The 22,580-nt window shown below is 36.4% G+C and carries 20 protein-coding genes; 3 read left to right on the forward strand and 17 right to left on the reverse strand.

The annotated features are described in order from the left end of the window. Positions 1-208 precede the first annotated feature (208 nt). On the forward strand, positions 209-595 hold the full coding sequence (locus AC1FXZ_RS09640; protein ID WP_480052949.1) for a (deoxy)nucleoside triphosphate pyrophosphohydrolase: 387 nt from the start codon (positions 209-211) through the stop codon (positions 593-595). Between the two features lie 118 nt (positions 596-713). Next, a complete protein-coding gene (gene uvsE / locus AC1FXZ_RS09645) occupies positions 714-1,667 on the forward strand; it encodes a UV DNA damage repair endonuclease UvsE (RefSeq protein WP_480052952.1) in 954 nt (317 codons plus the stop codon). Positions 1,668-1,837: 170 nt separating this feature from the next. Here the strand turns inward: uvsE and AC1FXZ_RS09650 are convergent, their stop codons facing one another. Next, positions 1,838-2,137, reverse strand: coding sequence for a hypothetical protein (locus AC1FXZ_RS09650; RefSeq protein ID WP_480052954.1), 300 nt, complete (start codon positions 2,135-2,137; stop codon positions 1,838-1,840). A 204-nt stretch (positions 2,138-2,341) separates the two neighbouring features. On the opposite strand from AC1FXZ_RS09650, the gene AC1FXZ_RS09655 reads away from it, so the two are divergent. Further along, positions 2,342-3,475 (forward strand): NADH-dependent flavin oxidoreductase, encoded by a 1,134-nt coding sequence (locus tag AC1FXZ_RS09655; RefSeq protein WP_480052956.1) that lies wholly within the window; start codon positions 2,342-2,344, stop codon positions 3,473-3,475. Between the two features lie 90 nt (positions 3,476-3,565). Here AC1FXZ_RS09655 and AC1FXZ_RS09660 read toward each other — a convergent pair whose 3' ends face one another. The 16 genes from AC1FXZ_RS09660 to AC1FXZ_RS09735 all read right to left on the reverse strand — a co-directional run bounded on the left by AC1FXZ_RS09660 (position 3,566) and on the right by AC1FXZ_RS09735 (position 22,470). Further along, positions 3,566-4,294 (reverse strand): MerR family transcriptional regulator, encoded by a 729-nt coding sequence (locus AC1FXZ_RS09660; protein WP_480052958.1) that lies wholly within the window; start codon positions 4,292-4,294, stop codon positions 3,566-3,568. A gap of 131 nt (positions 4,295-4,425) precedes the next feature. Next, positions 4,426-4,635, reverse strand: coding sequence for a methionine aminopeptidase (locus AC1FXZ_RS09665; protein ID WP_480052960.1), 210 nt, complete (start codon positions 4,633-4,635; stop codon positions 4,426-4,428). Positions 4,636-4,806: 171 nt separating this feature from the next. Continuing rightward, positions 4,807-5,295 carry a 6-carboxytetrahydropterin synthase QueD gene (gene queD / locus AC1FXZ_RS09670; protein WP_480052962.1) on the reverse strand — a complete coding sequence of 163 codons (489 nt, stop codon included), beginning with the start codon at positions 5,293-5,295 and terminating at the stop codon, positions 4,807-4,809. A gap of 205 nt (positions 5,296-5,500) precedes the next feature. Next, the gene (locus tag AC1FXZ_RS09675) at positions 5,501-7,510 is read right to left on the reverse strand and encodes a methyl-accepting chemotaxis protein (RefSeq protein WP_480052964.1); all 2,010 of its coding nucleotides are present in this window, start codon (positions 7,508-7,510) and stop codon (positions 5,501-5,503) included. A gap of 310 nt (positions 7,511-7,820) precedes the next feature. Continuing rightward, positions 7,821-8,549: a sulfite exporter TauE/SafE family protein gene (locus AC1FXZ_RS09680; protein WP_480052966.1), complete on the reverse strand. Its 729-nt coding sequence runs from the start codon at positions 8,547-8,549 to the stop codon at positions 7,821-7,823. Between the two features lie 416 nt (positions 8,550-8,965). Next, complete coding sequence (locus AC1FXZ_RS09685) at positions 8,966-9,229, reverse strand: ferredoxin (protein WP_480052968.1); 264 nt, start codon at positions 9,227-9,229, stop codon at positions 8,966-8,968. Positions 9,230-9,349: 120 nt separating this feature from the next. After that, complete coding sequence (locus AC1FXZ_RS09690; RefSeq protein ID WP_480052970.1) at positions 9,350-10,810, reverse strand: aldehyde dehydrogenase family protein; 1,461 nt, start codon at positions 10,808-10,810, stop codon at positions 9,350-9,352. Between the two features lie 163 nt (positions 10,811-10,973). Then, positions 10,974-12,068, reverse strand: coding sequence for an NAD(P)-dependent alcohol dehydrogenase (locus AC1FXZ_RS09695; RefSeq protein ID WP_480052972.1), 1,095 nt, complete (start codon positions 12,066-12,068; stop codon positions 10,974-10,976). Between the two features lie 119 nt (positions 12,069-12,187). Then, positions 12,188-13,492: a TRAP transporter large permease gene (locus AC1FXZ_RS09700; protein WP_480052974.1), complete on the reverse strand. Its 1,305-nt coding sequence runs from the start codon at positions 13,490-13,492 to the stop codon at positions 12,188-12,190. A gap of 80 nt (positions 13,493-13,572) precedes the next feature. Continuing rightward, complete coding sequence (locus AC1FXZ_RS09705) at positions 13,573-14,106, reverse strand: TRAP transporter small permease subunit (protein WP_480052976.1); 534 nt, start codon at positions 14,104-14,106, stop codon at positions 13,573-13,575. A gap of 400 nt (positions 14,107-14,506) precedes the next feature. Next, a complete protein-coding gene (locus AC1FXZ_RS09710) occupies positions 14,507-14,782 on the reverse strand; it encodes a hypothetical protein (protein ID WP_480052978.1) in 276 nt (91 codons plus the stop codon). A gap of 20 nt (positions 14,783-14,802) precedes the next feature. Beyond that, positions 14,803-15,576 (reverse strand): hypothetical protein, encoded by a 774-nt coding sequence (locus AC1FXZ_RS09715; protein ID WP_480052980.1) that lies wholly within the window; start codon positions 15,574-15,576, stop codon positions 14,803-14,805. Positions 15,577-15,678: 102 nt separating this feature from the next. After that, entirely contained in the window at positions 15,679-16,776 is a 1,098-nt protein-coding gene (dctP, locus tag AC1FXZ_RS09720; RefSeq protein ID WP_480052982.1) for a TRAP transporter substrate-binding protein DctP, read from the reverse strand. Between the two features lie 524 nt (positions 16,777-17,300). After that, positions 17,301-18,494 carry an ROK family protein gene (locus tag AC1FXZ_RS09725; protein ID WP_480052984.1) on the reverse strand — a complete coding sequence of 398 codons (1,194 nt, stop codon included), beginning with the start codon at positions 18,492-18,494 and terminating at the stop codon, positions 17,301-17,303. A gap of 141 nt (positions 18,495-18,635) precedes the next feature. After that, positions 18,636-19,955, reverse strand: coding sequence for a cell wall-binding repeat-containing protein (locus tag AC1FXZ_RS09730; RefSeq protein ID WP_480052986.1), 1,320 nt, complete (start codon positions 19,953-19,955; stop codon positions 18,636-18,638). A 52-nt stretch (positions 19,956-20,007) separates the two neighbouring features. Further along, positions 20,008-22,470 carry a heavy metal translocating P-type ATPase gene (locus tag AC1FXZ_RS09735; RefSeq protein WP_480052988.1) on the reverse strand — a complete coding sequence of 821 codons (2,463 nt, stop codon included), beginning with the start codon at positions 22,468-22,470 and terminating at the stop codon, positions 20,008-20,010. Between the last annotated feature and the right edge of the window lie 110 nt (positions 22,471-22,580).

Below are 22,580 nucleotides of genomic sequence, written 5' to 3' on the forward strand. Positions count from 1 at the left end.
AACTGTAATTATACACTCTTTAATAGAAAGAGATAGCAAATCCCTCTTCCAACATTTTTTGTAGATGCAAATATCGTCTTTAAAAGTAGCCTATAATAATCTTTGTGCTTATAAAATTCAAAGGAAAAAACAACAAAAAATAAACGTATTTCGTTTAGAGGGAGACCATAATTTATCGTCTCTACCCTAAAAAGGAGTGGTCTTACCTATGCAAAAAGTAACAGTAGTAGGAGCTGTTATCCTAGATAAACAAAACCGAATATTATGCGCTTTACGTTCACCAACAATGAGCCAAGCTAATTACTGGGAATTTCCTGGTGGCAAAGTAGAAACTGGAGAAAGTCACCAAAAAGCTTTAACTCGGGAAATTCATGAGGAGTTAGGTGTTGATATCTATGTCAAAGATAAAATCACAGAGGTTTCACACCGTTATGATGATGTAGAAGTGCTTTTATATACGTATTGGTGCTTGTATAAATCGGGAGTACCTGTCGCAAAAGAACATCGTAAAATTCAATGGCTCTCAAAAGACAAACTAAAAGACCTTGAGTGGGCACCTGCCGATATACCAACAGTGGATATTATAACTGAATAGAACGAATACATTGTTATTCTTTTCTTGTCTATCAAGAAACACAAATATTCTTTTCATGAACTTCCATCGATCGTTCATACTAAAGGATATCTTTAATGATATAAGGTGGAATGACACAATGATTCTTAGGTTCGGATATGTATCAACAGCTCTAAGCTTGTGGGAAGCCTCCCCTTCACGCACTTTAACTTTTACAAACTGGAAAAAGTTGAATTTTGATCAACGTAAGGAAAAACTGTATTATGCAACAGAGCAAAACTTAAAAAACACACTTCGCGCACTCTATTACAATATCGCTCACGGAATTTCCATTTATCGAATGTCTTCATCTATTGTGCCTCTTGCTACCCATCCAGAGGTAAAATGGGATTATGTAACTCCTTTTAAATCTACTTTTAAAGAGATAGGAGAATTGGTTAAACGTTTCGCTTTGCGTGTTAGCTTCCACCCTAATCAATTCACATTATTTACAAGTCCAAAAGAGCATATAACAGAAAATGCGATAACCGATCTGAAGTATCATTACGAGATGCTTTCATTAATGGGAATCAACGAAGATGCAACGATGAATATCCATGTCGGAGGAGCTTATGGTGATAAAGAAGCTGCGATTAATCGCTTTCATAATAATTTCAGCAAACTAGAGAAGCCAGTTAGAACGCAAATAACGCTTGAAAACGATGATAAAACTTATACAGCAAAAGAAACCCTACATGTTTGCGAGTATCATTCACTCCCATTCGTATTTGATTATCATCACCATTGGGCTAACCCTGGAAAGGAAGAACTGGCAGACATGCTGCCGAGAATTTTCGCGACGTGGGAGGCGACAAATTATCCACCAAAGTTTCATCTCTCCTCACCAAAATCCGATAAAGATTTTAGAGCACATGCCGAGTATGTAGACTTAGATTTCGCTCTTCCTTTTATTAAAGCATTAAAATCTTATAACAAGTCTGCTGACATAATGATAGAAGCAAAAGGAAAGGATAAAGCTGCTCTAAATTTTGTTGAAGAGTTATCAAAGGTACGTGGCTATAGACGTGTTAATGGTGGAGCTATTGAGATTTAGAAGTGAAACATACAATAAGTGTTTTTTGTAGACAAAGGAGGAGTTGTCCCCTTTAGAGAAGCTCCTTATAATCACTTCTGAATAAACAATTAAGAAAGGCTACGAATAAGGTGTAGTTCAACTTATTTCAGTAGCCTTTCGATGCTTTTAATTTTATAGTCGTATCCTTTTCACCCAAGTTCACTAATTAAATTCTCTAATGCTATTTGTGCAACTACTTCAAAACCATTCCCCTGTCCATTTGGTTTGACCACGACCGTCCCCATATTTGGAATCCGTCCTAATCCAACCCCTGGTGGAAAACTATGAGCGATGATTACTCTATTATATCCAGGCGATGGTTGACTCTCTAAAGCTGATTGAAGATTGGTTAATATTCTTACCTGCTCATTCACGTCAAAAAGACCACTCAATCTATAGATATCAATCCAAAAAGGGTCAACTTGAACAAAGCTCTCTCCAAAAGCCAAGGCTCCTGTTTCTCTTGCTCTACAAAAAGGACTGGCGAGAACAGGATGCATGATTGGAATCTGTAGTCGCCTAAGTGCTACAAAGATTACTCAAGCAGTTTATTTGACTAATCGCTTAAGGGAAGCCTAATATAGCATTTACTTATGACCAAAATCTTAAGAGCGAGTTATAAGTAGACAAAGCTTTAATTGGAGGAAATTTATATGAAACCAAAATACAGTGAATTATTCAGTGCAATCGATTTCAGAAGGGGCCATCAGTTAAAAAATCGCATTGTCTTAGCTCCTATGACCACCTTCTCAGCAAATTTAGACGGTACAGTTTCAGATGATGAAGTGAATTATTATAGTCGTCGTTCTAAAGGAGTCGGCATGGTAATAACAGCATGTACATATGTTACAGCAAACGGCAAGGGGTTTCCCGGGGAATTCGCAGGTGACTCTGACGAGGTCATTCCAAGCTTTCATAAGTTAGCAACTGCTATAAAAGAACAAGGAGCAAAGGCAGTACTGCAAATTTTTCATGGAGGTCGTATGTGCCCTCCCGAATTAGTACCTGAGGGTGAGACTGTCAGTGCTAGTGCCATTGCTGCAGAACTTGAAGATGGTGGTACAGGTCATGTTCCTACGGCTTTACATGAAGAAGAAGTGGAAGAAATCATCAAAGCTTTCGGAGAAACGACTCGCCGTGCAATAGAAGCGGGCTTTGATGGGGTAGAGATACATGGGGCGAATGGCTATTTGGTTCAACAGTTTTTCTCTCCACACTCGAACCGTCGTGAAGATCGTTGGGGGGGCAGTTTAAAAAATCGAATGGCATTCCCTTTAGCAATTGTAGGTGAGGTAAAAAGGATAGTTGATCTGCATGCGAAAGATCCTTTTATTATTGGTTATCGCTTTTCTCCAGAAGAACCAACCACACCAGGAATTACAATGGCAGATACACTTGAATTAGTCGATACATTAGCTGACAAGGAACTTGATTACCTTCATATTTCATTAATGGAATTTGATTCAAAACCACGGCGTGGGGTAGAAAGCAAGAAGTCACGCCTTGAGTTAGTACAAGAAAAAGCAGCTAATAGAGTACCTGTAATTGGAGTAGGTGCCATTCAAACTGCAGATGATGCCTTAAAAGTATTGAATACGGGTGTTCCGTTAGTAGCAGTAGGACGCCAACTGATTATCGATCCAGATTGGGTTGAGAAAATAAAAGAAGGACAAGAATCCGAGATTGAACAGAAAATAGACCTCAATGGCCAAGCGCGACTTGTCATCCCGGACCCACTTTGGAATATAATCGTTAATACTCCTGGCTGGTTCCCTGGTGTAGAATAGAGCAAATTTCACTGGATTCACTTGGCAAAATGAAATAGAAAAGTCCTTTCCAAAAGTAGTTAAATACTTTTGGAAAGGACTGCTAATACATTAGAATTTAGGATTTGTACCACTTATTGACTCAATCGTATGATCTTTTTTCGGTTTGAACATATTAAATAAATTAGCAAATCGAGGTTTTTGTTTTGTGGCAGCAGCCTCTCTATATGCAAGTACAAATTCTTGAAATTGTTCTTCCCTTTCTTCAAGTTTCTGTTGAATAAAGAGTTTCTCTTCTTCCTCACGATGAATATCCTGTCTTAAACGCACTAATTCTTCTTGTGTGTTTTCTGCTGTGGTTGCGACCATATTTGAATACGATTGGATAAGTGATTTCGTTTTGTTATGACCAGTGGTCACTTCCGTTTTTAATTCTTCTTTAACATCTTGAATGACCTCATCTTTTAGCTCTGTAAATGATTCATTTAATTTTTGAATGTTTTCAATTGTCTCATGTTGTAAAGATAAGAGCGTATAGTATTCTTTCTCGTCGCTGTTGTCTTCTTCTTCATGCATAATCTCATTATTCGTACCAGCAGTCTGACTTCTCGTATCAAGAATAAAGTTAACTTTCTCTTCGTTTATATTATTATCCTTTAATATTTTTATTTTCTTCAACATCTCGATATCATCATCTGTATATAACCTTGCCCCTGATTTCGTGCGTTGAACAACAAGAGAATTCGAAAATAACTCCTCCCATTCTCTTAGCTTTCCCACTGGTATTTTTAAGGTTTTCGAAACCTCTTTGATCGTGTACTTTGTTTGTTCTTTAGCCATATGCCCACCTCATTTTTATTTTTAAAAAATAATTGTTTGAGGTACATATTAGATACGAATATGACCATTTTCCTCCTACTTGACAAAACTTCTAATAAAAAGTGGTCATTCGGCAATATGATTACCAAGAATTAATGTAATTCGACCCAATCAGAGTATGAACCACTCCCATTACAACCAGAACAATCATAATAATGAGAGTTCACTACATACATTTCACTTCCTAACAAGTTAAATCCTTTTCCTTGGCATTCTGGACAGGTACCTTGTAACCTTGAACGTTCAATTTGTTGCTCTTTTCGCTTTTCCATCCATTGACTAATAGAATTAAGTAATCCCATTTTTTTCCTCACCTCTTAAGCTTAGTTTTCCTATGTGTGAGGACTTTATTCATTACAACACTTAAAAAGGCATACCAACTGGTACACCTTTTTAGGATTAAATTATATACTCAATAAGAAACGGGCCGTTTTTACCGGTTCATATGAATATGAATCGGCCGATTTAGACCCTTAATCAATCTCCATCCACTCTCTTTTAATCTCTGCATAACTAGTTGGTGTTTCGAATAGCCTTACGAACTCTACTCTAGTTCCTCGATGCTGTTCTTGTCTCTTTTCCAAGGCCTCTTTCATTTTCTCATAAATCCACACAACCATATTTTCAGCAGTCGTATTCATGTTCGGAAGGGTCTCGTTCAAATAGCGATGATCGAGATACACTTCGATATCCTCTTTCCAAATTTTCTTTATAGCTCCAAAATCAATGACCAACCCTACATCATTAACATAACCACTTAATCCAAAGATTACCTTGTATGTATGACCATGAAGGTTTTTGCATTTCCCTTCATAGCAATGTAGGTGATGTGCAGCATCAAATGTAAACTCTTTGCTAACCAGAACTCTCTTATTATGATATTTAAGTTCATTTGTTTTAATGTCTTTTTCAATTTCTTGCAAACGTTCAACAACTCTAAACCCAAATAATTTATCTTGCATGTTTCTCTCCTCTTTAAAACTATCTTAAACTTACAACATATACCTTCCCACTCAAGTATAAATCACTTGGATGCCATTCAATCTTTTCCTAAACATTATTTACATTATCGCCACAATAACGTTCTTTAAATAGCCATTATTTATTAAAAAACAACCATCCCTCATCCATATGTAATGGTAAGAAATGGTTGTATGTAACTTTTTATCACTTCACTTTAAACTGTTTTATTAAATCAGATAACTGCGTACTTGCAACGTTTAATTGCTCTGCCGAACTAGCGACTTGTGTAAGAGCATCAACCTGTTGGTCGCTCGCAGCATTCACTTCTTCTACTGAAGCTGACGCCTCTTGGGCTACCGCAGATATATTTTGAATGCTATCAACAACCATATCTTTATGATTTGCCATCGTTTCTACTTCACTTCGAATCATCGAAAGTGATGAAACAATCTTTTCAATAGAAGACGCAATTTGGTTAAATGCGAGGTGCGTATCATTAACAGCATTCATTTGCAGGTTAAATATTTCTTTGGTTTTGTTTATTTCAGAAACTACTTTCTCTGATTGAGACACAATTCCACTGATCGTTTCACTCACTCCAACTGTTGCCTTAGAAGATTGTTCAGCTAATTTACGTACTTCAGCAGCAACAACGGCAAATCCTTTTCCGTGTTCACCTGCTCTAGCTGCTTCAATACTAGCATTTAAAGCTAATAGATTCGTTTGCTCTGATATCCCGTTTATTGTACCGATCACATGTTCAACTTCTGCTATTTTCGCGTACAGTCCACTAACCACCTTTTCAACATTAAGGAGTACAAGATTAGCTTCATCTGTCTTACCCTGTAATATTTCGACTTTTATAGTCCCTTTTTCACTAACACCTTTTGAATCCGTTGAAAGTTCTTCTATACGATACGTTTCATTTGTTACTTTTTCAATTTGTGCAGATAGTTCAACTGTGCGCTTTTGAGTCCCCTCTACATCATCTACTTGTTTTGATGCTCCGGTTGCAATTTCAACAACAGCCGCTGACACTTCTTCACTTGAGGCAATCGTTTCTTCTGAAAGAGCACTCAAACTTTCAGAAGATTCATTTACGTCATTTGCTGAATGTTGAACAGTCTCAATCAAACTCTTCATTTTAAATATCATTTCATTGAAATCATTACTTAATTGACCTACTTCATCACGTGAACTTGTCGTTGCATGTACAGTTAAATCACCTAATGCAACTTGGCTAACTTGCTCTTTTAACTGTTTTATAGGATTGGTAATGTTTCTGCAAACTACAAACCCTAAAAATAAAGAAAGAGCCAACATAACCATTGAAATCAAAACAATTTTGTTTCGGATGTCATGCAAATCACTGAGCATATGATTATAGTCGTAAACAGCATTAACTATCCAATTAGTTTCTGGTATCGTACTATAGTACATAAAGCGATCTATACCATCAAATCGATAAGAAATGTATCCACTATCATTTCCTGAGAGCATTTGTTGCATTTCATCTTCTGAAAGATCCTCTCCCACTCTTGATGGATGCACAAGAGCTGAACCGTTTGCATCAAAAAGAGCTGCAAAACCTTGGTAGTTGATATCAACTTCATTAATAATCCTCGTTAAGCCATCTAAAGAAATATCAAACCCTATCACTCCTAAGAGGTCACTATTTACAGGGTCCAAAACGGCTTTTGCTGCAGTTACGACCATACCACCACCATCTTCTGTAACATAAGGAGCAGTCCAGATAACCTCATTAGGCTTTTCTGTTGCATCCAGATACCAAGGTCTACTTGTTGGATCAAAGTTATCTGGCAGGTTCACAGTAGGAGTGCTGTCCATTTCTTTACTCTCACTTCCGATATATATTAACTCTATACTTTCATTTAAATCCATGTAAGAGGTAAAACGTTCAGAGATAAAATCTTGAAATGACGATATAGTTGCCGAATCTTCCTGATTGATGGCCCTTATATAATCTATCACTCTTTCATCTGTGCTATACAGTACTAATTGACTAGAGAAATTTTCGAAATATTGACTTGTGTACTTTGCTATTTCATACACAACATTGCTGGCTTCATGTTGTGTATTTCTTTCAATGACGCTTTGAGTTTGATTGTATGTAATGTATGAAACTGTTGCAATCGTTACAACTAATATAGCTGCAATCAAAAACATTATTTTCGTTTGTATTTTTCTGAACATTCTCCCCTTATCTCCCTTTCCACTACGAGTCTCGAGAAATAGTATATCAGAATTATTTATTAGTTAGTTCTTTTGTACTGTATTTGTATTATTGATATTAATTAGAATAGTCTAATTATCCTTCTTGTTTCTCTAAATTTTCCTGACTCCACTTCGTTCATTGCTGTTATTTTATTGTTGGTTTCAATAAAACTTATCAGTTATTAAAATCGTATAATAGAAGAATTTACACGTAAAAAGAGAAAAGGGAATTTGAGTACGCTCAAATTCCCTTTTCTAACTATTTGAAGCTAGATATCTCATCCTCCACTTAAAAAACTGAGACGAAGGTAGATACGGATGCCACCATAATAACAGCAAGGACAACTTTCATAAACTTTGTTTGTTCAAGAATCGTTTCAACTTTGTAACCAATAAATAAACCAATGATTAATGTTGGTAATAACCAGGCGGAAAATTCTATAACTGTTTTATCTATTAGACCCAACAATAAATAGTTTATCACTACAAAGACGGTTAAAGACAAGTTAAAGAAAGAGAGATTTGCACGAAAAGAGGTTTTATCCTCATTTTTATTATTAAAAAATAGCGCAATAACTAAACCTGCTAGCCCTAAACTCCCATTTAATAAACCAGCTGATGCCCCTATGGTGATTAATGCCATTCGTTCATTTTTAATAACAACCCTTAATCCCTTCCATAAGCAAATGCTAAATACGAGGGTTATGATTGCAATAACAACTTTAAAAATCGTTTCATCAATAATAATTAATAAATAAGCTCCCAATGGTGTAAGAGCAATTCCGACTATCAAAAGAACCCACATTTCTTTAAATTGAATATGTCTCCATAGTTTGATGGTCATCATCGTAACAATAATGGTTGCAACTAACATCACCAAAGGAACAACGGTTTGTAATGGAAGGAACAAAGAAAGTAAAGGAACCGCAACAACCGCAAAACCAAATCCTGTTAGCCCTTGCATAATAGCTGCCAATAATACAATGATGATCGCAAATAAAATTTCCATTTCAACCATAATTCATTACCTCTTTATGTTTTATTTAGATTCTTTCAATCTTAAACCTCCCCAAGGAACATATCAACCTTCTTGGAGACCATAAATTTGATTCAAAACCAATATCAGCTAATAAACTAAGAACATTAAATTATTAATCTATATATAAGCCAAATTACTTAAAATACAGACTTTGGCTATATTTATGTTGAAATTTGCTTAGCGTAAAAAAGAAAGAAGAACATGAGAAAGTTAAAAGTCAGTCGAACCAAAGATTCGACTGACTTACTTAAGGGTTTTATTTCGCTTTTCTCCTTCGCACCATAACTATGTTTCTTACTCCGGAAAATGGTTTCGACATCAACTAGCAAATCGGTATTATACTGAATTTTAAGAATCGTTTCATTTATTAATGTTGAACGTTTGCTTGTAACTCTCTATGAAGAAATTTCCATCTCCAATTTCAATGGGTTTCCATCAAAAGGTTCATCGTCAACTTTTATTGAATCTGTTGGACATCCATTTTGAGCGTCTTCCATATCTTCATATAAATCCTCTGGAACTTTTGCTGTTCCTTGATTATCATCTAAAAGGACAAACGAAATTCCCTCATCATCATATTCATAAAGATCTGGGGCGGCTGCTCCACATGCTCCACATGCAATACATGTTTCCTGATCTACAATTGTGTATTTAGCCATTATCATTCCCTCCAGTTTTATATACTGTTAAATGAGCAATATTTTAATATGACGTTTTAATGATATCAAACATCGTTTCTTTTAAAAATATCAATGACTTAGCCAGTTGTCCCACTAGTTTTAAATGGGATATTCACGATAACCATTTTGTACGCTAACCCATTTTACGGTTGTAAACTTATCAATCGCCCATTCACCGTTAAAGCGACCAATACCGGATGCTTTTTCGCCTCCAAATGGGACATGTGCTTCAGCGTTCACAGAATGATCATTGATGTGAATCATACCTGTTTTGATTTTTTTCGCAACCTCTACACCATGATGAAGATCTTCTGTAAAGACCGAGCCACTTAAACCATAAGGTGAATCGTTGGCAATTTTAATGGCTTCTTCTTCATCCTTTGCTTTAATAATAGGAGAAACCGGACCAAAAATTTCGTTTTTAGCAATCGGCATATCGTTTGTGACATTAGTTAAAATCACTGGCTGCATTAAACAACTATCCACTACTCCCTTAAAATGAATCGTCGCCCCCTGGTCAACACTATCTTGAATGTCTTGTTGAATGATTTCGACCTGTTGTTTGTTAATAAGGGGGCCAACGAATGTCGATCGATCAGTGGGATCACCTGTTTGAAGCGTTTCCACGATTTCCGTAAATTTTTCAACAAACTCATCATGAATAGCTTGATCCACAATGATCCGATTTAACGCCATGCAAATTTGACCTTGGTGCAAAAATTTACCGAAAGCAGCTGCTTTTGCGGCACGTTCGATATTTGCATCTTTTAAAACGACCATCACATTGTTACCACCTAGTTCAAGGGCAACTTCCTTCAAATTTTTCCCAGCCAATTCTCCGATGCGACGACCTACTTCAGTCGATCCTGTAAATGAAATCATGCATGGTGTAGGATGAGTGACAAATGCATCCCCAATTTCAGAGCCACGGCCTACAATGACGTTTACTAGACCTGTGGGGAAACCAGCTTCTTCAAATATTTCACCAAACAATAATCCTGAGGTAACGGGCGTTTCAGAAGCAGGCTTAATCACAACACTATTACCAGTAGCGATGGCAGGAGCCACTGACCTCATAGTTAATTGAAATGGGAAATTCCAAGGGCCAATCACACCAATTACTCCTTTTGCTGTTCGGTAAACGCGATTTTCTTTATTCGGTACATAAGAAGGCAAAATGTCTCCCGTGATGCGCGTCAATAAACTCGCAGATTCTTTTACCATGGTAACGGAAGCTTCGAATTCAAACGTTGCTTTAAAAAGCGTGCTTCCAGATTCTTGAACAAGCCATTGAATAATCTCCTCTCTTTTTTCTTCTAGCACTTTCACTAAACGTTCAAATAGCTGTTGCTTCTCACCTAAAGGCATGGCCTCCCATATTAGCTGAGCTTGTTCAGCTGCTGAATACGCTTCATTTAAATCATCATTATTTGCAGCTCGAATGGTTAATAGTTCTTCCCCAGTATACGGATTATAGTTTTGGATGGTACCTAAACTTGATCCTTCTTTCCATTGACCGTTAATGAATTGTTTTGTGAAATTTTGAAGTAATAGTTTCATTTGTTGTCCCTCCACATCATTAGTATGAAAATAAACTAACTAGTTTAATAGTCTTTCTAGATTCCATATCATGAATCGCTTGACCTAGTTCAATCATTTCTACTTTTGAACTAGCATTGAAAAGGGTTCGTTCTTAATAAGTAATTGCTATTCATTTGAAGCATCATATTAATCTGATCACAGGTTTAATGACTTTCCCAGCTTCCATATCATGTACTGCAGAATTAATATCATCAAAATTATAAAATTGAATTAATTTATCAAATGGGAATTTACCCGTTTTATATAGATGTATCAGTTTAGGAATGAACACCTGAGGTATGCTATTTCCTTCAATAACACCTGTGATAGTTCTTTCAAATAATAGCTTCCCCATATCTACTTGAGCCATTGTTCCAGGAGACGCTCCACCAACCATTGCTACAGTCCCAGACTGAGAAACACTATTCATTGCTTGGGTCAAAACATCTGGAGAACCACTTGAATCCACTGCATAATCTACTCCTGTTTTCGTAATCTCAAGTATTCTTTCTTCAACATCAACTTCTTTAGCATTGATCGTTTGTGTTGCACCTAACTCCTTTGCTAAATTCAAACGATTTTCGTGAACATCTACTGCAATAATCTCTCCACAATCTAAGAACTTAGCAGCCATCAGTGCACTTAAACCAACAGTTCCACAACCAAAGATGGCAATTGATTCCCCAACATTAGGCTTTAATTTATTCATAACAGTTCCACTTCCGGTTTGAATCCCACAACCAAGTGGACCTAATAATTCGATTGGTACTTCTTTATCAACTTTCACAATACTTCTTTCTGATACAATAGAATAAGTTGCAAAGGAAGATTGGCCAAAAAAAGTGTTTACCGGTTCATTATTAATGAAATGCCTATAGGTCCCATCCTTCATTTTCCCTGAAAAATTCAAATGAGGAAAGTTTTCACAAGCATAAGGTTTTGCTTTTAAACAGTCATCACAGGTTCCACAGGAATTAAAACTCATAATGACATGATCACCAGGCTCTAGATTACTGATCCCTTCACCAATTTCTTCAACGATACCAGAACCTTCATGCCCGAGTATAATAGGTAGTGGTACTGGCCTAAGTTGATCGCGCGCTCTAAGATCCGTATGACAGATTCCAGTAGCACTTATTCGAACTAGTACTTCTCCATGTTTTGGTTTATCAAGAGAGACATCTGATATCGTAAATTCAGAACCTTTATCAAAAGTAGTCGCTGCTTTAATATTCAATGTCAAAAACTCCTTCTTAATAAAATGTATTTCTGTTGTGTTTATTGATAAGAAAAATCATCCTTACATATTATAAATTCGTTTTTTGTTATATAATTGATCCATCTAACTAAGCCCATTTACATCAATGAAGGTAAGAAGGTAATAATCTGTGGAAACATGATAAATAATGCTATAATAAAGAAGTCAGCTATAATAAACGGAATGCTCCCTCGATAAATTTCCTTCATATCACTGCCTGGTACCGCACCATTAAGAATAAACAAGCTGAGTCCAAATGGTGGTGTGACCAATGCTACTTCAACCAAAAATACTAGCATAACCCCAAACCAAATCGGGTCAAATCCCAAAGCAATAATGGAAGGAAATAGAATAGGCAGAGTTAGGAACATAGCTGACATCATATCCATGAACATCCCCATGATCAAATACATAAGGATGACAGCTAACAAAATCACAATGGGGTCAACTGGAAGTGAAACCAAAAGATTTGATAAATTGGTAGGTATTCTAGTCACCGTAATAAAGTAACTGAAAATATAAGTGCTGCATACCAACAAAAAGATCATACTTGATGTCATAATTGTCTGTATAATAGAATCTTTGATGATCTGCCATTTGAAACCTTTCATGAACAGTAACATAACAAAAACAACGAAGGCACCTATCGATCCAGCTTCAGTTGGTGTAAAAAATCCAGAATATAACCCGATAAGAATAACAAATACTAAAATGAAAAATCCCCATATATTTTTTAATGATTGTAGCCGTTCTTGTAAAGGAGGCTTAGCAACTGATGGTGCAATCGCAGGATTCCTTTTTACCAAAATATAAACCAGCACCATGTAGACCACGGCTGCCAATAGACCAGGCACTAGACCTCCAATTAATAACTTCCCGATTGACTGTTGTGTGATAATAGCAAAGACAATCATTAAAATACTCGGTGGTATCATAACAGCAAGTGGCCCGACTGAAGCTATAGCTCCATAAGCTAACTTTCTGTCCACCCCTGCATTAATCATTTCCGGATATGCAATTTTGGCTAATGTCGCAGTGGATGCCAAACCCGATCCAGTCGTAGCTCCAAATCCCGCTCCTCCTAAAATAGTGGCTTGTGCTACACCTCCGGGAGCATGCCCTACCCACTTCGCAGCGGTTTTAAACAGATTAGTCACAATACCTGAATGATAAGCAAAGTAACCCATAAGGATAAACAAAGGCACAGCAACAAAACTTTCACTCCTCAATACTCCATAAAAAGTCGTTTGCATTATATTTAAAGCAGGGACTAACCCATTAATCAAATAGAAGCCTACAAAACCAACAGTAGCCATAGCGAACGCAACAGGTACTCTTAAAAACATTAACAGTATCATCACGATGATGCCGACGTAACCAATAATCTGTGGATCTAATGTCATATTCATCCTCCCCCGTGCTGGTATTAACTCATTTATAAAGACTCAAACAATCGACAGCACCTTCCTATCTACTTTTGCAGCTATTGGATCGTAGTAGTTTCAGATTCGTCTTTTTTATTCTTTGAGTTAGTTGCGATTAGGAAAAAGTCAAGCAAAAGTCTTATAGCCAAAAATGTTACTCCTATGAAAAGAACTAATTTGGCCGGCCAAATGGGTATTCTTATTAACCCAGAACTATACTCTTTTCCTATAAAAGAAGATATGGTGGAAATCCCTGTTTGCCACGCAATGACACCGATGACAAGCAGACCTATCAGGGTACCAATTAAGTCAAGAACATTTTTATACTTCGCTGGCAAAGAGCTTGTGGCAACTTCGATCACAACATTTTGATTTTGAGCCTGTACATAAGGAAAACCAAGAGCAATCATTCCAATAAATGAATATGTTACTAATTCGTAAACAGCCACTATAGGCACATTGAATAAATTACGAGATAATACATCCAATGTCACCATGAACATGACAAGCAAAGCAATGATTCCTGCAACTAATGCAAAGAAATATTCTACCTTTCTTAACTGATAATCTATTTTCAAAAAAAGTAGATTCATGAGATCCCTCCCGTACGTTAATGTCTCTCAAATCGTTTAGTATCGTCCAACAATTCATTATTTTCTCTTTGGAAAAAAGAATCTTATTCAAAAATATAAGAATAATATAAGTTCCAAAATATTTGTAAAACCTTCAATGTTTCATACTCTATTTTCTAGTACGCTCTTATAAATACTGAATATTCAAATAATTTTTTAGCTTCAACACCTTACTAAATGAGCTCTTAAATATAATATTTTAAAATAGTTGGCTTTCACTCCATCCTTCCACGAACAACCAAATGTTCGTGGAGAGATGGTAGCAATAACCGTTCAAAAGATTTGATCTTCTACAGCCCCTCGAAGAGAAGAGTTTCTTGTAATATTAGTAACTTTAAACTGTCCTTTAAAAAATATCCACTTATGATTCTTTTGAAATAGCTTCTTCCCTCATAGCAGCCATTGTTTCTGTTAATTGCTCTGTCGACAATTCGCCTTTAAGTGAATCTTCTGACATCTTTAGTGACATTTTTAAAAAATGAACTCCCACGTCTTCATCTTGTATCATTTCATCCCACAACTTTTGTAGATCCGACTGATACTTATTAATTTTTTCTTTATCAAGTGTTGAATCAGTATCTTCTAACAGTGAAGTGAGCTGAAAAACTTGTTTACTCCAATTTTCAAAATCGAACATATTATACACCGACCTTATGTTTAGATATTTGGATAAGGAGTTGTTCTCTCCGCCCCTAGCAAATTCACTTCATTTGACTGCAATATCATTGTGTTTTTAAGACGAGTATTATGCAACTCTAATAGTGTTCTTCGTTTATCTGCATCCCCACAATACTTAATCATGATATCTCTGCCAACTGCAATATGACGTGGTTCATCATCTACTACCTCTTTTTTAATTCCCTCACGCAATTCTTCTGGCATTATCTGAGCTGTGATGTTTTCTTCTGGTGATAAAGTTCCGTAACCAAGCAAGTAAGGTAAAGTCACTTCTGAAGTCAATTGCAAGTTTATAGCAATTTTAGTTGGATCATCATAATCACTTGTTGATTGAAATTGTTTCAAGACGTCAGGTTCAACTTCATAATCCTGAATTCTAGAACTTCCTCCGTATTTCTTAGCCCATTTCCCCCAGATTCTTTGGTGCTTGACTTCATCAATGATCTGTTGGGCAAGTCTAATGCGTATCCCTATATCATCAGGGTTACTTTCGAGCAACACAATTTGTTTGGAAGGTGGATGAACCCCTAGATAGAATTCACGCCATCCGATTCGCGAACAAAATTTCATTAAATTCTGTTTTCTCTCCTCTTCACCAAGATTAACTTTCTCCCAATTATTAACATGATAAAACGCTTCAGCAAATTGGGTAGATTTATCAATTATTTTTTGTGTAAATTCTTCGGGTGTCCATTGGTTCAATTCAGCATCACTCAACTCATGGTACTTAGGCAATTCAACAGTGGTTTTCATAGGATCATCCTCCAAATAATTTAAATTAATTTTATAGTTATCTTGGCACTCAAAAATGTGATCTTTTCAAAGAGAGGCCAACAATTTTTAACGTAGGTTTGTTTAATAAGGAATTTCTTGCTCATACTTTTCAATTAGTTCAACAAAGGTATCCAAGACTTCTTGACCTGGCAAACCTAGATCTTCTTGTTCTTTCACCCATTCTTCCCATACATGTTCTGCTGCTATTTCTCTAACTCTATTTACATCCTCTTCCGAAGCTTCATTGACGATAACGCCTTGTTCAGCATATGTTTGCGCTGACCTTTCATCCGAATCAATAAAAAGTTCATGGTGCATTTCAGCATCAAAATCCTGTTGAACTCCGTCAATAATTTCTTTGATATCTTCAGGCAAAGATTCCCACACATCAAGATTCATGCCAATAATGCTAGTTAGCCCCGAAACTGGTAGTTCCCAAACAGAATTAATTACTTCATCAACCCCAACGGCAACTCCCCCTGAAAAATTCATGAGCATGCTGTCAATTGTCCCTCTAGACATAGCTTCATAAGCTTGTGTTTGTACCATTGGAACGGGAATCATACCAAGTCCTTCAGCCAGTAAAGCCTGAGATCTACCGGTTGTCAAAGTTCGTGATCCTTTTAAATCCTCAAAACTAGAGACATCTTTAGTTGACAGAACATGGTATTGAGGAGCGGCATATATCCCTATTTTTTTCACACCATGACGTTCCCATTGTTCTTTAACTGCAGGTTCTTCTTCAAACAAAGTATGAAGTGCTTTAGTGACGGTCCATACGTTTTCGTAAATAGCCGGATTAGTCGAAACAGTACTTAAAGATACCTTCCCCGATTGCAATTCCGGGATAATAAAGGCAACATCTGCTACCCGGTTTTGAACCGAATCAATTGTATCCTCTGCATCTGTCAATGATCCGTTATAAAACCTTTCAAACTTGACTCGACCTTCACTTCTTTCTTCAATCTCATCTAACAAAGTGTCAAAACCAACAGTAACCGGAATTCCCTGCGGTGTATAAGTACTTGCCGTCAAATGAATAACTTCCGTTTGCTCACTTGTGCCTTCCCCTTTGTTTTCTGGCCCTTTATTAGATGATTCTGAATTCGCTCCTGCAGAACATCCACTGACAATTAACATGAATACGATATAAAACAATCCTACTTTTATTGTTTTCATCAAAATCTCCCCTCCTCTTAGATCTAAATTGTAAGTGCTTACATTTTCTCGAAATAACAATATTTCATTTTAGATTCTTAACCCCCAAACCACCTCCTTACTAAAATCAATTCAAAATGATTCATTGAAATTATAAGCGCTTACATTTTTTCAGAAAAACATAGTTCTATATTTAAAAACTCGGAACTTACAAACCTATGTATAAACTACTTTGATTTTCATTATATTACTTCAGTTCATTCCCTTATTGATGTTGATCGCATGTGCTACATATTCATGGTCAGTCTTTATTTCTTTTCCTCCAATTACTAAATTAGTTTGCATAGATTACTCCTTTTTTATATTTTAATTTCTCTTTATTAGTATAAAAATCATCACTAAACATTTTGACCGTTTCGGTAATAAATGAATAAAATAAGAACATTCACTTCGTTCATATCTTTACTTTTTCCCCATTCGGACTTAATTACAACTTCATAATATATCGAATTTGCAGAAAAGTCAATATATTATGAAGGGTTTTTTTACAAAGTTTTTGGAAAGTATGACTCAAAGAGAGTAATACACGCACCTACAACCATCGCTCTATTTTTCCTTTTTCCTGTTGTGAAAATATGGTTGTTTCCTTTATCTTTTAAATTTTGTAATGCACTTTCTACTACTCGATTGTAATAGCCGTCAAAATTATAAATTAAAGGACCATTAAGAATAATTAATTCCGCTTGAAAGATGTTAATTAAATTAGATAAGCCAATTCCTAAAAAATCAGCTGTATTCAAGATAATTTCTTTTGTTTTTTCATCTCCTTGCTTAAAATATTCGATTAGATCATTTACTGATGCTTGTTGAACTTGTGCATTACTTAGCTCCCCAATTGAATTATTATTTTTTAGCTCTTGAATAATCCCATTAAATGAAGAATAAGCAACCAAACATCCTCTTTTTCCACATGAACATGATTTCCCATCAAAGTTTATTATCATGTGCTCATAATTATAGTTTTGTCCTGGCAAAACGGCTCCATTGAAGATAACTCCACACCCTAATCCCCAAGCACCAGAAATTAAATAGAGGATATTTTTATGCACTGCATCATGTGCCTCATATTCAGCAACGACTGCTGTTTCCGTGGCTAATTCAAGCATTACCTTCACTGGAAATTCATTTTGTAACATTTCAACTACAGCTGTATTTTTCCAATTTGGGGCAAGAGCCGGTTCTCTAACTATAATCTTTCCTTCTTCCCTATCTATTGGACCAACAGTAGCAAAACCTATACCTAATAGATGTTCAATGTGTAATTTATGATCCTTCATTAATCTACTTATAATGCTTTTAATCTTGTTCATTATAAAATCTAGGGTATGGATGGATGTTATAACGAAGCTCTCTTCTTCAATAATCTCATAACGTACATTACATAAAACAACTTCTACAGCCATTCTTGAGATATGAATACCTATAATATAATCCTTTTCTAGCACGATATCATAGTAAGTGGGAGGTCTTCCGATAGAGGTATCACCAATCCCATACTCTCTTAAAAAGTTATTTTTTAATAATTCATCAATCATTCTGTTTAGTTTTGTTTTTTTGATTTTTGTAAGTTCCATTAGTTTTGCCTTTGTTATCGGTCCGTTTCTCTGAATAAATAGATACAATTGCTTTAATTCTTGTATTTTTGATGACTCACTTTCTAAAAACTCTTTAAGCAACATATAAACACACCCTTTAATCTTGTTCCTAATTAACATATTAACAAAATTATTCCTATTGTGGACAAAATAAACTTTAAAAGTGAATTTTCTTTAATCCCCACACAAAAAAGGAAGGCTACGTCGCCTTCCTTTCTATGTCAATCAATGTCCATGTCCTCCATGATCATCACCACTAATTGACGCGATTTCTAATTTTTCATCTAGTATCCCTTGGGTTGTAAATGTGATCATATCGAAAGTTCCGATTACATACCCATGGTTATACGGTCCCTCAGTTGGATCTTCACTAAATGCCGGCTTTAAACTGGCTAGATAGTGATAAAGTTCAGTTGGAATATTTCCTTCATCCAACCAAATCATAGGTGCATGCTTTCCTAAATGAGCAAAAGGAGCTGCAGCAATCGCAAGTTCTGGTGTTGCTGTAGATGAAAAAACTAATCCATGCCCTGGACTTTTAATTCCCCAACCAAAGCCAGTTTCAGTATCTTTAAAAGAAGCAAATTCAATTGATTGTGAAACTGGATTATCTCCTTCAATGCGCAGTACTGTTCCATAAGCTTCTAATTCATCTGCAATGTCTTTAGAGATAATATCTTCAGGTCCAATAAGATAAATCATTACCCCATCCTCTCTCTTAGTAAGAGCATCGGCAGTTTCTTGTGGTATTCCATCATTATCAACATATAGCAATGATTCGTTCATATGAGCAATCCAATTTCCTGCTGGAATTGTATATTCTTTTGCTTCTTCTTCTGAAGAGCCAATAATTACACTTGGGTAAACTTCATGAATTGTTTCCGAAAATACTTCTTCAATCTTACTAGCAAAATCAGCTGCATTTGAACCTTGAATTTGTTCAACGGTATAATTATCTAATTTATTCATTTCCCCGTCTGGAAGATCGCCTACAACTAGTACTTGAATTCCTTCATTATTGCCTTTTGGTTGCAAGCGATCAAGTTCGTTTGCTACATCCTCTGAAATTTCTCCATCCCAATAAAGTAATGGGCCATCATTCGGATGATGAACTAATGTTAATGCCGCTAAAGAGTACTGCCACTGATCAAGTGGTGCGAGAATAACTGTTCCTGGTTGATTTTCTACATGAGTTGCTGGCCAAACTGTTTGAGATACATGAATCGACAGTTGAATCGGATTTTCCTCATCTAATCTTGTAATGTTTTTTGTATTCGCAACTTTCAATCCTTCTATTGCCAAGTCATTAATATGTTCTGGAGCCTTTGCAGCTTCTTGTTCGAAATCATTTCGATCGTTTGTAACGACTGGTGATTCATGATCACCATGATCTCCTCCATGTTCCACTTCTTCAGCATGATCGGCGCTATGACCATTCCCTTGAGCTACATCCTCTTCTTCCCCTTGAGTACAAGCTGCAATAAAAAGACTGACTAGTAACACGGTAAAAAATAAACCAAACTTACTAATTTTCCAATTTTTCAACCTTATTCGTTCCTTTCTAAACAAAAATGTAAAACAGTATTTTAGTATTACACTAAACTGCTGATTTGAATTTTTTTAGTCGTAATGTGTTTAGGACAACTGATACAGAACTAAATGCCATCGCTGCCCCTGCTAACATTGGATTTAGAAGAATTCCAAATAGTGGATACAGTAAACCTGCGGCAACTGGTATTAGGACAATATTGTAACCAAATGCCCAACCAAGGTTCTGCCAAATCATTTTCATCGTTGATTTCGATAGTCTAAGCGCAGTTACGACACTTGTAATTTCACCTCTCATTAACGTGATGTCAGCCGTTTCCATCGCAATATCCGTTCCTGTACCTATCGCGATTCCTATATTCGCTTGCGCAAGAGCTGGAGCATCATTAATACCGTCACCTACCATCGCGACTACTTTTCCTTGACCTTGTAACTTTGTTATTTCTTCTGCCTTATGCTCAGGCAATACCTCTGCAATGTAGGTTTTTATTCCTGCTTCCTTAGCGATCGCTTTAGCGGTTCGCTTGTGATCCCCTGTTAGCATAATGACCTCAATTCCCATGGAATGTAGAGCCTCTACAGCTTGAATAGTACCTACTTTTAATGTATCGGCAACGGCAATCACACCTGCAAGCCTGCCATCAATCGCTACATACATAGGTGTTTTTCCTTGATCAGCATAGTTCGTTGCTTTATCTTCGTAATCCCCTAAATCAATTTTGTATTTGTTCATTAATTTTAAATTTCCAACTAAAATTTCCTTATTATTGGATGTAGCTAGTAAACCATGGCCGATGATTGCTTCAAAAGAGTCTGTCTCATTAATAGCAAGGTCTCTAAGCTTTGCTGCCTCAACGATCGCTTCTCCAAGTGGGTGCTCTGAAGCCGTCTCAACTGATGCTGCTACTTGTAATAATTCATCCTCTGTTACCATATCAGTTGTGATGATGTCCGTTAGTTTTGGCTTCCCTTCTGTAATCGTACCTGTTTTATCTAACACAACTGTATTAATCTTATGGGCACCCTCTAGGCTAGTAGCATTTTTAATAAGAATGCCGTTTTCAGCCCCTTTTTCGGTCCCAACCATGATTGCCGTAGGCGTTGCTAAACCTAGTGCACAAGGGCAAGCAATAATGAGCACAGCGATAAAGGTCGTCAAAGCAAAAATAAGACTAGGATCTGGGCCGACAAAATACCAAACGATAAATGATAAGACAGCGATAATCAGAACTGCTGGAACAAAATAAGCAGATATCAAGTCAACGACTCGTTGAATTGGGGCCTTTGATCCTTGGGCTTCATTGACCATTCGGATAATTTGAGCTAGCGCCGTTTCCTTTCCAACTTTTGTTGCACGGAAGCGAAAACTCCCCGACTTATTAATGGTTGCACCAATCACTTCATCTCCAGCTGTTTTTTCAATTGGAATTGACTCACCTGTTAACATCGATTCATCAATTGTTGACCTTCCCTTTATGACAACTCCATCAACTGGAATTCGCTCTCCAGGCCTTACAATTACCTCATCGTCAATCTTCACGTCATCAACTGAAATTTCACGTTCCTGCCCTTCCCTTATCACTCTTGCGGTTTTCGCTTGTAAACTCATCAACTTCTTGATCGCTGTAGAAGTTTGCCCCTTCGCCTTTGCTTCAAAGTAACGTCCAAGCAAAATAAGCGTTGTAATGACCGTCGTCACATCATAATAAAGCTGATAAGGAAAGCCCATACTACTTAGCTGAGTGGGAAATAATGTCATTGCCCCACTGTATATCCATGCTGCCGATGTTCCCATTGCTACTAACACATTCATATCAGCTGAACCATTTTTCAACACTTTATAGCTGTTTTTATAAAATCTCCAACCTGGTACGAGTTGAATGTAACTTGTTAAAATGAGTAAAAATAACGGATTCGCTAGAAATGCAGGTACCCATGCACCCCAATCATGCATCATATGAGGAATGCTACCAATTAACACAATCGTCGTTAATACTCCTGCTACCGTAAAATCTTTTAAGAGCTTTTTCGTTTCTTTCTCCTGATCATCATTCTCTTCCCTCTTATCGTCTTCATCAATAACGGATGCCTCGTATCCTATTTTGGCGATTCGATTTATAACAGCATCTTGGTCCAATATTCCTTTTTCTCCTGTAACCTGTGCTTGATTGGCAGCTAGATTAACATTTACCGATCGTACACCCTCCACTTTTGAAATTACCTTTTCAACACGATTCACACAAGATGCACATGTCATCCCTTTAACCGACAAGAGTACTTTTCTTTCTGTTTCATCTTGATCAATTCGTCTTGCTTTATAACCTGCCTTTTCAATCGCTTTTACAATTAATTCTGAGGATAAAGATGTTTCGTCACCTTCAACTTGCGCTTGATTAGATGCTAAATTAACCGTGACTGAATGCACCCCATCAACTTTAGATATCATTTTCTCAACACGATTCACACAAGACGCACATGTCATACCTTGAATAGAAAACATCATTTTACTCATGCTTACACCTCCCTTTTACAAAAGATTAACTGAATCATATTATTCTTAAATCTTACCGAATAAATGTGAAGATTTTATGTGATTATCCTCACACAAATGATATTAATTGG

This window comes from Halalkalibacter sp. HAAS-P014, from assembly GCF_056619965.1.